At 34.9% G+C, this 12,315-nt stretch carries 11 protein-coding genes and 3 pseudogenes; 4 read left to right on the plus strand and 10 right to left on the minus strand.

Going from position 1 to position 12,315, the window contains the following annotated elements; translation table 11 throughout:
* Nucleotides 1-3: 3 nt before the first annotated feature.
* A complete protein-coding gene (locus NSQ14_RS18580; RefSeq protein ID WP_346216708.1) occupies nucleotides 4-1,251 on the minus strand; it encodes a restriction endonuclease subunit S in 1,248 nt (415 codons plus the stop codon).
* Nucleotides 1,241-2,659, minus strand: coding sequence for a class I SAM-dependent DNA methyltransferase (locus NSQ14_RS18585; protein WP_346216710.1), 1,419 nt, complete (start codon nucleotides 2,657-2,659; stop codon nucleotides 1,241-1,243). The genes NSQ14_RS18580 and NSQ14_RS18585 overlap by 11 nt, the downstream gene beginning before the upstream one ends.
* A 335-nt stretch (nucleotides 2,660-2,994) precedes the next feature.
* On the opposite strand from NSQ14_RS18585, the gene NSQ14_RS18590 reads away from it, so the two are divergent.
* Nucleotides 2,995-4,449: a transposase gene (locus tag NSQ14_RS18590; protein ID WP_041845943.1), complete on the plus strand. Its 1,455-nt coding sequence runs from the start codon at nucleotides 2,995-2,997 to the stop codon at nucleotides 4,447-4,449.
* 226 nt (nucleotides 4,450-4,675) lie between these two features.
* Here the strand turns inward: NSQ14_RS18590 and NSQ14_RS18595 are convergent.
* The 3 genes and pseudogenes from NSQ14_RS18595 to NSQ14_RS18605 all read right to left on the minus strand — a co-directional run.
* Nucleotides 4,676-4,792: pseudogene (locus NSQ14_RS18595) on the minus strand (type I restriction-modification system subunit M N-terminal domain-containing protein); the annotation flags it as partial.
* A 19-nt stretch (nucleotides 4,793-4,811) separates the two neighbouring features.
* Nucleotides 4,812-5,213, minus strand: coding sequence for a hypothetical protein (locus NSQ14_RS18600; RefSeq protein WP_346216712.1), 402 nt, complete (start codon nucleotides 5,211-5,213; stop codon nucleotides 4,812-4,814).
* 25 nt (nucleotides 5,214-5,238) lie between these two features.
* Nucleotides 5,239-5,406: a helix-turn-helix transcriptional regulator gene (locus NSQ14_RS18605; protein WP_342014491.1), complete on the minus strand. Its 168-nt coding sequence runs from the start codon at nucleotides 5,404-5,406 to the stop codon at nucleotides 5,239-5,241.
* A gap of 1,089 nt (nucleotides 5,407-6,495) precedes the next feature.
* Here NSQ14_RS18605 and NSQ14_RS18610 point away from each other — a divergent pair.
* The gene (locus tag NSQ14_RS18610; RefSeq protein ID WP_346216714.1) at nucleotides 6,496-7,050 is read left to right on the plus strand and encodes a hypothetical protein; all 555 of its coding nucleotides are present in this window, start codon (nucleotides 6,496-6,498) and stop codon (nucleotides 7,048-7,050) included.
* Between the two features lie 683 nt (nucleotides 7,051-7,733).
* On the opposite strand, the gene NSQ14_RS18615 is transcribed toward NSQ14_RS18610, so the two are convergent.
* Both NSQ14_RS18615 and NSQ14_RS18620 read right to left on the minus strand, forming a co-directional pair.
* Nucleotides 7,734-8,207: a type II toxin-antitoxin system PemK/MazF family toxin gene (locus tag NSQ14_RS18615; protein WP_043988460.1), complete on the minus strand. Its 474-nt coding sequence runs from the start codon at nucleotides 8,205-8,207 to the stop codon at nucleotides 7,734-7,736.
* Between the two features lie 64 nt (nucleotides 8,208-8,271).
* Nucleotides 8,272-8,466, minus strand: coding sequence for a hypothetical protein (locus NSQ14_RS18620; protein ID WP_041844970.1), 195 nt, complete (start codon nucleotides 8,464-8,466; stop codon nucleotides 8,272-8,274).
* Between the two features lie 50 nt (nucleotides 8,467-8,516).
* Here NSQ14_RS18620 and NSQ14_RS18625 point away from each other — a divergent pair, with 50 nt between their 5' ends.
* Nucleotides 8,517-9,077, plus strand: coding sequence for a recombinase family protein (locus NSQ14_RS18625; RefSeq protein ID WP_343191670.1), 561 nt, complete (start codon nucleotides 8,517-8,519; stop codon nucleotides 9,075-9,077).
* A gap of 15 nt (nucleotides 9,078-9,092) precedes the next feature.
* A pseudogene (locus NSQ14_RS18635) lies at nucleotides 9,093-10,220 on the plus strand (recombinase family protein); the annotation flags it as partial.
* Here the strand turns inward: NSQ14_RS18635 and rlmH are convergent.
* From rlmH to NSQ14_RS18645, 3 genes and pseudogenes are all read right to left on the minus strand, one after another.
* On the minus strand, nucleotides 10,161-10,640 hold the full coding sequence (gene rlmH / locus NSQ14_RS18640; RefSeq protein WP_346216719.1) for a 23S rRNA (pseudouridine(1915)-N(3))-methyltransferase RlmH: 480 nt from the start codon (nucleotides 10,638-10,640) through the stop codon (nucleotides 10,161-10,163). The pseudogene NSQ14_RS18635 and the gene rlmH sit on opposite strands and share 60 nt — an antisense overlap.
* Before the next feature lie 163 nt (nucleotides 10,641-10,803).
* A pseudogene (locus tag NSQ14_RS18945) lies at nucleotides 10,804-10,881 on the minus strand (type 1 glutamine amidotransferase domain-containing protein); the annotation flags it as partial.
* 59 nt (nucleotides 10,882-10,940) lie between these two features.
* Complete coding sequence (locus NSQ14_RS18645) at nucleotides 10,941-12,224, minus strand: MFS transporter (RefSeq protein ID WP_346216721.1); 1,284 nt, start codon at nucleotides 12,222-12,224, stop codon at nucleotides 10,941-10,943.
* Nucleotides 12,225-12,315 lie beyond the last annotated feature (91 nt).

Consider the following 12,315-nt stretch of genomic DNA (forward strand, 5'->3'; position numbering starts at 1 on the left):
TCTTTAATTTTTTTCTGATAACACTTCATCATCCAACGGGACACGGATTTCTCCGGACATTAGTTTTGGAAGAAGGGTGTCTCGAAGTTTCTCTAAAACGGAATTTTCTCTCTTTAAGTTTTCTTTTTGATTTAAAATGGATTTTGTAATTTTATGATATCTTCTAAGAATATTAATGTCAGGAATAACCAGCTTGTAATCCTCTAAATCATTTTTAGAAACATTTAAATATACACTTCCACTTGCTGTATACTGAAAATTGCTAAATGCAATATTTAGAATTTCATATAAAAATTCTTTATACATATTATCAAATGCCCTAGCTATTCCCGAACCACGTCCAATAGCGTATCTATCATCCAACTCTGTTACTAAACCGATTGTTGCTCGTACACCAAATACAAAGTCACCTTTTTCTCCTACTTTTTTAGGATCAGATGTATATTTACTAGGACTTAAATTTTTATTTTGAAAGTCTGTAGCACCATTCAATAATGGTAATCCTATTTTATCTGTGTTATAAGTATCACTTTTTGGAGATTGCCCCATAATTATTTCTGCAATACTTGATAACTTATCTACTTTCCACCCTTTAGGTATTTCTCCCAATTCACTTTCAACCATTTCACCGCCACTTGATTTGTAAGGCTTGCCATTTTCATTCGGAAACTCAAAGTCAACAAACCAATGTTTAAACAAAGCCTGTGCCATTTCTTCAAGCTTTTCGTTGATTTGATTGTTGGTTTCAATTTTTTCGTCTAAGGTTGAAAGAATGTTTGCTATGGCTTTTTGTTCAATATCACTTGGAAAAGGTAACTTAATAGTCTCTAATCCTTTTTTGTTGATTGATGCAAAAACGGTACCTGTTTCCCGATTAGTAATTTCTTTTGAGTAATTTTTTAATAAATAATATAAAAATTCATTATTACCATTATGCATTCTTAAACTTGCTAAACCACGACCGATACATAAATCAGTTGTAGCTACGTTTACATCTCCAACTGGCGCACGAACACTTATTAAAACATCATTTCTCTTTGCAATCTTTTTGGGATCAGTACACCAAGTATCTATACTATGATATTTATCTCCAAAAGTTTTTCGTCCTTGCATAAAGGGCATTCCTATACATTCACTATTATATGAATCTGACTTAGGAGATTGGCCCATAGTAATAGTAACTTTTGTCTTCAACTCGGATATTTCCCAATCTACGGGTACTAATCCTATCTCAGATAATTTAAAGGTCATACCCAATCCCCCCTAGATTTTTTCTAATCTCTTCTTCCAATCGGTGGGATTTTTCAAATAGTTCTCTTAATTCACTGGTGAGGGTTTCCATTTTTTCTTCAAATGGTATACCATCATCCTCGACATCACTTATTCCAACATAGCGTCCGGGAGTTAATACATAGTCATTTTGACGGACATCTTCTAAAGTCACTGATTTACAGAATCCCTTGATGTCTTCATATTTCCCATCTGGTTTACGCCAGTTTCGGTATGTTCCAGCAATTTTTTGAATATCTTCTTCCGTTAATTCACGAAGGCGACGATCAACCATTTGACCCATGTTTCGTGCATCGATAAATAGAATTTCATGCTCACGGCTTCGGTATTTAGGATTATTTTTCTTATTACGGTTTAAAATCCATAAGCTCACTGGTATTCCTGCTGAATAGAATAATTTGTCAGGCAAAGCAACAATGGCATCGACTAAATCCGCTTCGAGTATGTTTTTACGAATTTCCCCTTCATTCGATGTATTGGAACTTAGCGAACCATTGGCTAATACAATACCAGCAGCGCCATTTGGTGCTAGGTGATAGATTATATGCTGTAACCATGCATAGTTGGCATTGCTCGCTGGTGGTGTACCGAATTTCCAACGAACATCATCAACTAATTCATTTCCGCCCCAGTCACTCACATTGAATGGAGGATTAGCAAGGATGAAATCTGCTTTCAGCGTTTTATGTAAATCATTATGGAACGTATCCGCATGATGATCGCCGATATTCCCCTCAATTCCACGGATAGCAAGATTCATTTTACAAAGCTTCCAAGTCGTTGAATTGAGTTCCTGACCATAAATAGAGAGATTATCAATTTTTCCTTGATGGCGTTCAACAAACTTTTCACTTTGAACAAACATGCCGCCGCTGCCACAGCATGGGTCATAAATTCGACCTTCGTACGGTTCAATCATTTCAACCAATGTTTTAACAACACTTTGTGGCGTATAGAACTCGCCACCGCCTTTTCCTTCTGCACTGGCAAACTTACCTAAAAAATATTCATAAACACGACCAAGTAAGTCTTTTTCTTGTTTGCTGTGCAATTTAATCGTTGAAATGAGGTCTATCAGTTCTCCTAATCGGCGTTTATCAATTTCAGGACGGGCATAACGTTTATCTAACACCCCTCGCAGTGTCGGGTTTTCTTTTTCAATTTCGATCATCGCTTCGTCAATGTATTGACCGATTTTCGGATCTTTGGCATGGTCTTTAATAAAATCCCATCGTGACTTCTTCGGAACCCAGAAAATATTTTCTGCAATATATTCATCGCGGTCTTCTTCAAAACCTTCTCCCTCTTCCACTAACTCGTTATACTTCATTTCAAACTTATCAGAAATGTATTTTAGAGCCTTTGCCAAAATGCTGTATCTCCTGAAGCAGTAGGCAGTCAGACAATTAAAGATCGTGGATTTATTCCACTATAGAAAAAGGTATTTGCACGAATATTATGACAAGTATAAAAGAAAAAATGGTGAGTTTTAATTTCAGTGGATAAATTCGCTTATTATCAATATCTGAATTTTTCCATTTCAGTCGGTTTTAGACGAGTTTTAATAGATTAGGCTACTCATTCCCCTGGTAAATATTGTAAAATGGAAAAACATAATTATTTTTGAAAAAAAAGTGCCATGAAAGTCACTCCTTTGGTAAGATATAAGTACTACCCAATATCCAGTATCCAAGGAGTGATTTCATGACTACTTCTATTCTAACACAAACCAGAGATTTATCAATACAACAAAATTTGATTCCCCACAATTGGCAAGACTATGCCGATATACCCTTTGTCATTCCGGCCATGTGTTTTCCATGGGAGATTTTTAAACCGGTTGAACGAGATTACTACACCTTTTTATATTTGCACCTAAAAAAGGAAAGAGCACATGATCATTTTAATGAAATACAACCAGCACTATTTTCAATACCGGAGGAAGAAGATAAGTCTACGTCTTCCTTATTTCATTCCTCTCCTGCCGGGAGAAAACCGCATCCTTTCATGCCCTTTTTTCGTGCTTTTGAACTGGCCTCTTTACAATATATTGAAGTGATGGTTGAAAGTGTCTATTTACAAGTGAAATCAAACCCGCTATTTGCCGCCATGTGTGGATTTACGGAGAAAATTCCGAGCTACCGTTCCTTTGCTCGCTTTGATCAAATCATGACAACAAATGATCTTTGGGAAAAAGCCCGGCTATTGGTGGTTGAATATAATAAAAGGGAAGGCGTGGTTGAAACTTTTGAGAAAGCAGTCGCCGTGGATACATCACATATAGAGGCAGAAGCAACGTTGAATAAAACAAGGAAGACGTGTTCTTGCAAAGGTGATTGCGATTGCCCCAGAATCCTTACAGATGATAACGCAGGGGTGATGCGTAAAAGCAATGCAGTCTCCTATATTGCGCATAAATTATCAATGGTATGCGGGGTGAAATCCGGCTTGCCTTTGACGCGGGAAGTATTCAAAGGAAATACACCTGATGGGAAAACATTAGAAACGACATTGGAGACGTTTAAGGCGGAGCACCCCGAGATGGCTGAGCAGTTGGACTTTATCTTGGCAGATGGAATCTACCAAACGCCGGAAAATCAAAAAGTGACAAAGGACGTATTACAGGCGAAATTGGTGGCACCCATCAACCCACGGAACCGTAAAGATAAACCAACTTCCGCCCGGGGAATTGAAAAAATCAATCGGTACGGCACCCCCATCTGTATCAGTGAACATAAAATGGACCTTAGAGGATCTGATCGGGAAAAGGGGCAATATATTTACACTTGTCCTGTATTTCATCCAAATGCTAGGCAAGAAGGACTCACCTGCCCGCTGTCGAATCACGTGGAATGTTGTAATGGGGCAGCACAAGGAAGAGTATTTCGGCTGGACTTTGATCAAGCGCCTCAAGTAGACGTCGAGTTGCCCCAACATGGGCGGAAATTTAAAGTGTTATATAGTGCCAGAACGATCATCGAACGAATCTTTGGCATTCTAAAAGACGGATATAGTCTCCGTCGTGTTCACAAGCGTGGAAAACAGGCAGTTGAAGCGCATGTGGATCGTTGCATGATATCTATGCATATCATGGCAAATATGGCGTATCATCAGACAGGAAAGGCCAATTGTGGATGGACACGCCATCGACTGAATTAAGTTATTCACAGGTGGATATGTGAATAAGTCAAATGCAGCGTCTCCTTTCCACAAAGGGCAGTGAAAAAAACCCATTTTGTGAAGGCAGGATACGTATGCCCTTTTTTGGAGAAAAATAGCCATTTTATTTTTATTAAATTTAAAAATCTGGAAGAAAAGGCAAAAAACGAGATAATTAATTTTCCAGAGCCTCGCTCAAGGGTATATTTTTTATTTTGGCAGAGGCTCTTAAGAAAATCAGTCCTAAGACTACGTGTTTATATTCGGATGCATCCATGCTTCCACGTAATTTGTCAGCAGATTTCCAAAGTGTTTCTTCGAATCCAATCTTTGCTGTTTCCATCATGAAGTCTCCTTTAATTCTAGTAATTAAAATCATCTAATACTTCGAATAATTCGCTTTCAAATTCATCTTGTTCTGGGCCTGTTGACACCCAATCTGGTAACACTTCTAAATAATGCGCTAAAGCTTCTATTGTTTTATGGAAAACCGGTTCATGCTGTGCTTTATCTAAAAGTTCAAGAACCAATTTAAATGTGTCTAAATAAGGTTGATGTTCAGCACGATTAAGCATGTTCCGAAATTTTTCAATTAGCTTGGCTTTTTCAATATCGTGTTCTATTTGATTCAATTCCTCTTTGTCATAAACCGGCACTTCAACAAGATCATTTTCTTCCCCAATGAGGAACTGTTCTTCATATTTCGTGATAATAGGCTGTAAATCCCGTTTTAATTTTTCTTTTTGAATCTCCAGTTTATCCAAATCAGTTAATTCTTTCGAAAAGTATTTAGCGTCTATGCCAAAAATTTGTTCCAACGTAGGTAAATGTTTTTTGGAGATCTTTTGTTTTTTTTTTTATCCAAAGATTAATATTTTGCTTTTTAATTCCAAGCTTTTCGGCCAGTTCAATTTGCTGCATACCATAAAGTTCAAGGATGTATTCTAAACCTATCAATTGATCACCTACCAAAATATTGTCCGAGTCAATATAGTTATATTGTAATAGGTAAATAGTTTCCAGTCAATCAAACATTTACTATTATTGTGTTTTAGGGGGCAAAACTGAGATGACAATACGATTTGTTAAAACGGCCGCATAAATAGATGTGTTATAAGAAAAAATAAATTAGAAACATAAAAGGAACGCATAAAAAATAAACATATACTTCCAATTAGGATATAATATAATTACTTTATTTATAATAATTAATCGATTAATCTGATCATTATATTCCACAAGGTCTAATGTTTAATAAATTAAGAAAGGATGATAATTTTGGAAGATAATTTAGAGTACTGTCCATTTTGTGGGAGCTGTCTACAAGGAGATCCCATCCCCAAGGAAAAACAACATCATTACAATGCGACACACTTTAGTCGAAAAATCGGGATATCTAGTTTAGAGGAAGACCGTGTAGTAAGGTGGCAATGCCCGGATTGTAAAGGAGAATGGGATCGAACATAACCTTGTAATTCTACAAAGTTATTACCAGACCTTTGTTTCTCTATGAAAAACTAATGCTCCAAATATGTTCTAAGCTCTTATTTGTTTTGGAACACCTAATATTAAAACAAAGACTTGCAATTATTGCATTTTTCGACTACTTAATATTCAGTGTTCCAAAGTTCCATTAATTAAGTACCCAACTATTAATAACTGTCCTTTCGATTCCATCATAAAATTATATAGCACTATGCAAAAATTTTAGGAACAAAGGAACAACTCACGCTAAAGCCTTATTTATAGCGCATTTTGGTTGTTCCATTTGTTCCGGTTTTTTTGGAACAGATTCAAAAATCTATTTCACGTAAAAATAAATCATTGTATCGGGCAAGTCTGGATGGATTATTCCTTCATTGATTTGTTTCGGATTAATCGGATCTGTCAGCTGTATGATCCATGCAGTAGGCTGGCTTTTGCCAATTCTAACCTTCCGAGTACCTTTAAAATAAGGTTGATTTTGAATATCCTTCACCACTTTATTACTTGTTGAATAAAATGGATCTTTTTCATGGCTCTTATATGCTTCAATAATATTTGTAGGTGCTAGATATAAATAAACATGGCCATCCTTTTGCTTTACACATTTATAATCGACATTTTCATTTAATAAGCATTTGTTGGCAAGCAATCCTATCTTGGATAAAAACTTTTATAACTCATCTTAAAAAACTAAATCTGTCTTCTGTATTATCGAATATTATCAAATCGAATCTTGGAAATAATCTTAAATCCTTAGAAGATGAAGTTAAATCCTTAAAGAAATCTTTAAAGTCGATCCGTGAAAAAATCAAGAAAACAGTTAATCTATATTTAGGGGATGGAAATAATTCAAGTAAAATTAACAAAAGAACTTTTTCTCTTCTTATTCAAGACCTTGAAGCGGAAGAAGAAGCAACCTTATCTAAATTGGATAGATTAAATATGGAAATCAACCTTCAAAATAACTTTAATATTGATAACAGTGTTGATTACGTTACCAATCACTTTAAGGATTTTTTAAGTATCATTTCTGACGAAGAAAAAAATTATTGTTCCATAGTATTATTAAAGAAGTTCACGTTACAAAAGGATCTAGACCAAAGGAACGTAAAATAAAAAAAGTTATCTACCAGTTTTACTGAAGATGATATTAGTAACTATTTTAAATCTGCATAGAAAAAACAGGAAATTGAACTGACTTTTACACCAATTTTTTTAAGTACAAATTTGATTACGAAAAAAATTACTCAGTCAATTAAATATAAATTGACTGCAAATTTTTTATACTAACGAATATAAGATAAAGCTATCAATTTTACTCGGAGCGGTTACAAAGCTCTTGTAATCACAGATATAAATTCAATTTTTTGGAAACTCATGAGTTGTAATTTATAAAATATGTTGCTAAATATTTTAAGGATAACAGTTATAAAAGGGTGTATTCCACAATTGAAAAGTGAGTCACTTCGCAATCGAAAAATTGAGCCGTTTTTTTGGACAGGTTATCGGTTGCGATATACAAAAAGGGAATTTTTAAATATCATAAATAAAAGTGATGCGTTTACAAAGTAACAAATTACTACATGTTTCGCTGAAATAGTAATATAAACAAATTAAAAGACCATTCCAAAATGGAATGGCCTTAAACCCCAATCTTAATGATTGGGCCTCTCTGACTGCGACGAGGCAATCTAAACATAAAATATTTTCTAATTAAAGAATATCATTAATTATTCATATTGACAAGTGATAACCAGTCAATTTTTTTGGGGAAAAGTTGATTATTTTCGTTATAAAATTTAAAATCCCATTGCAAATAATAAACGATTTCTCATAAGATCCAAATCTTTCACGTCAATATTCCCTAAATGCTCACCAATTCTTACTTTATCTACCGTTTTAATATCTTCGAACTTAACGCATGAATCTTCGTTTAAAAAGGGATATTTGGATTTAAGGAGTATGTAATGATTTTTATATTTTGGTGTTTTCACTCCTTTCACAAGGTTATATTTGAATTTAGTTGTTAATGGAATCAAAACAACAGTATCTCCACTGTTTAATTGATTCCTACTAATAATTAAGCAAGGCCGTCTTTTATTCTTTTCCCCTCCTAAATTGCCCTCTCCTAGTTCAACGTTAAATACCCCACCTCTATATATTGTAGGTACTGTTCCATTCCGTTTTTGATAATCTTTTAATTCAATTAATTCAATTGCTCTCGCAAGCCAATGACCTGCATTTCGAATATTTTTTTCTTTGGTCCAACTCATTTTTCTCCTCCTCTAATCTTATTATATTCCTTAAAAGAGGAGTAAGAAAATACGTTAATAGTATTTATTCCAATTTTATTACTAATCTATACTTAAGTTCACTTTCTAGTTTATACGTTCTAAAATTTTCAAATTCCCCATTAACTGTGACTTCATCAATTTCTCCCCCTTCGTTTATTTCCAATTTAGTAAAAAAACATGAATATGTTAATTTTGATGTTTCAGTTTGATTTTTATATTTGAAATCCTTTACTTCCATTTCTCCTCTATAAAAATTCATTGTAAAATCATTTTGAAGGAGGTTAAGAGATGGAAATTAAAAAAGTAGCCATATATGCCCGTGTTAGTACAGAAGAGCAGGCTAAAGAAGGGTACAGTATAACCGCTCAACTTCAAACACTTCGACAATATGCTCAACTTTACAACTGGGAAGTTGTTGAAGAATATGTAGACGAGGGGATTAGTGGAAAATCGATAAAGAGTCGGCCAGCAATGAAAAGGCTTATTGATGATGTGGAAATCAACAAATTTGATGCCGTTCTAGTATGGAAAATATCCCGGCTTTCAAGAAATATGTTGGATACTCTAGTCATTTTGGATAAGTTTGAAAAATACGATGTAAAATTTATATCTTACTCGGAAAACTTTGATACTGGAAACCCTATCGGCCGTTTAGTACTGCAAATAATGGCTTCTATTGCGGAAATGGAAAGAAATACGTTATCGGAAAATGTAAAACTTGGTATGAAACAAAGGGCATTAGAGGGACAATGGAATGGTGGTTCTGTATTTGGTTACGATACTGTTGAAAAACAACTTGTCATCAATCATAAAGAAGCAGAGATCGTAAAAATGATCTTTGAAATGTAAGCAAGCGGAAAGGGGTTAAAGGCAATTGCAAACTACTTAAATAAATTAGGATATCGAACGAAAAAAGGCCGTTATTTTTCTATAAATGGGATTGCAACAATCTTAGACAATGTCATCTATAATGGTAAAATCAGCTGGTTAAAGGTTGAAAATTGGGACACTAAGAGAAGAAAAGGAAAGAATCCTGACCCTATCATTGTTGAGGGGCAGCATGAAGCCATCATTTCAGATGAATTATGGAGTTTAGTTCAAGCAAGAAGAAAAAGCAAATCATTTAAACAGCGCCAATCGAATGAACCTTTTTTACTTAGCAGTTTTTTGCGTTGCCCTGATTGCGGTCAAGGAATGGTCCCTTCCATTACAACATCTACACGAAAAGATGGGACGAAACGAAAACATCGTTATTATGTCTGTAGCGATTTTCATAATAAAGGATCTGCTGCTTGTAAAGCTAATTCCATTAAAGCATATGAAGCAGAAGATACAGTTATTAAAAGGATCCAACAATTTTGTTCTAATAAGAAAAAACTTTATAAGACACTAACAGAAATAAGTTCAACTTCTGCCCATGCGATAAAACGGCTTAATATAGAACTAGAAGAGATTGAAAAACAACTAAAGGTAATAGAACAATTACAAGCAAAGTATATGGAAGCCTTTGAGAAAAACACTCTCCCAATAGATATTCTGCAAGAAAGATTACAAAAGGTTTCCGATGATAAAAGGGGGTTCGAACAAAGAAAAAATGAGGTTATAATGCAATTAGGTTCTATCGACTCAAAAGTAATTCAACCAGATTTGATTGAAAAATTACTGAAGAAATTCCTATCTGTTTACAAGAAGACAACTAGGGAAAATCAAAAGCAATTGCTACTGTTGTTAATTGATAATATTACTATCAAACAAGATGACAAATCAAGAAGCATTAAAAATATAGAACTTGAATTTGATTTTACTGAAATGAACATTTCGAAAACCTTTACTCTAATCCACTTGTTATATCGAGAAACGGATAATGAACATACATTTTCAATACCCGCTTCCGATAAAGAATTACCTCCATATCTTCAACAATTTTTGCCTCTATTTATGATACGGTTCCCCTCGATTAATCCGGTAAGCCCGGTATATTTGTTCGAGTAAAATCAGCCTCATTAACTGATGTGGAAATGTCATTTTTGAGAAGGAAAGGGCCAGGTCACTTCGGTTTTGCACTTCTTTACTTAGTCCGAGCGAGCCACCGATAATAAATGCTAATTTACTTTTCCCATATGTACCGAGTTCATCGATTTTTGCGGCAAGTTGTTCGGAGTTTAACATTCTGCCACTTATTTCCAGGGTAATAATGTATGTATCTTCACTAAGATGGGAAAGAATTCGTTCCCCTTCCTTCCACTTCACTTCTTCCATTTCTGCCTCACTTAAATGTTCCGGTGCTTTTTCATCGGCTACCTCAATGATTTCCACTTTGGCATAGGCGGATAATCGTTTTAAATACTCATCAATACCTTGTTTTAAATATTTCTCTTTCAGTTTTCCTACAGTTATAATCGAAATCTTCATTTTAAATGACCTTTCCATTTTATTCTTTAGTATTTTATCAAATGGCAAAATAACAAATCAAACGAAGGATTGCGAATAAAAAAGAACCCTAAAAGCTAGGATTCCTTTACAAGTATGATGCTTCGACGGCCTCGATTAATTTTTCCACCGTAATTTTTAAAGATTACGGATTTTGCCCGGTGACAAGATTGCCGTCCCGTATCGAGTAATCTGTCCATTTCGCACTTCCTTCAAAATTAGCAGTTTCGGACAACTCCTTCTTTCTGGTGGATAAAAATAGATGGAGAAATCCCCATCTTTTTATACAGATACGTCTGTTTCTTCACGATTTACCGAGGAAAGATCAGGTTTTTGTACAAAGGTCAATAATATAAAACCGATGATAAACAAAATGATGAGACTAAAAATGCCCATCGAAGAACTTCCCGTTATTTGCGTTGTTACACCCATGAGAAACGGCCCTGAGACAGCTGCAAATCGGCCAAATATGTTGTAAAAACCGAAAAACTCGTTTGATTTTTCCTCAGGCACCATTTGGGCAAAAAAGGAACGGCTCAATGCTTGAATTCCCCCCTGTGATGTAGCAACCAGCATAGCCAATACCCAAAAATCAAAAGCACTGTCCATAAACATCGCATAAACACATATAAAAGTATAAATAAAAATTCCGACATAAAGCATTATTTTTGTTCCATATTTTTTTGCAAGTGTCCCAAAGAGAATAGCAAACGGTGCTGCAACAACTTGGACGGCTAGCAGGGCAATAATCATATCAGTAGCACTCAAGCCTACATCCGTGCCATAAGCGGTTGACATGGAAATAATCGTATCGACCCCATCGATATAAAAGAAATATGCTAATAAAAATAAGAAAATATTCCGATATTGCTTTATATCTTTAAATGTCTTACCCAGTCTTTTAAAACTATTTACAATAATTTTTGGCTCTCTCTCTACATAATAAATCTGTTTTACATTTTTAATGAGCGGGATGGTAAATCCAATCCACCATACAGCTGTTATGAAAAAGGCAATTCGGCTTGCTGCTGTCATTGACAAAGGAATAATGCCGGTTTGCGCTAAAATAATAATCCCGATACTGATCACAAAAGGAATACTACTGCCGATGTACCCTAAAGCAAATCCCCGAGATGAAACATCATCCATTTTATCCTTTGTTGTGACATCAACGATAAATGCGTCATAAAAAATATTTGCTCCCCTAGCACCAATCGCCGTTAATAAATTCATTACCAGTAAAAGCAGCCATTGATCACTTGGTACGAATACGAGACCTACCGTTGACAGCGTCCCCAGAAGAAAGAAGAATACAAAAAACTTTTTCTTAAAACCTCGATAATCTGCAATCGTACCGAGTACCGGAGCCAACATTGCCAAAATAAAAGTGGAAATTGAGATCGTATACCCTAAGAAAGCTGTAGATTGACTTGGGTCAACACCGGCATTCGTTGCAACCGATTTATAATAAATTGGAAAAATCGCCGTCGTTATGACAACCGAATAAGCCGAAGTTGCCCAATCATACATCATCCAGCTCTTTTCCTTTTTACTGTATTTCGCCATGTTTTCACTCCCTCCCCTTATACTCAATATACCATATTTACCTAAAACGAAATATAATTGTTTTGTAAAATTTTTAAAAGACATAACTTTC

Origin of the sequence: Caldifermentibacillus hisashii (assembly GCF_039654145.1) — a bacterium.
In the GTDB taxonomy this organism is placed as follows: domain Bacteria; phylum Bacillota; class Bacilli; order Bacillales; family Caldibacillaceae; genus Caldifermentibacillus; species Caldifermentibacillus hisashii.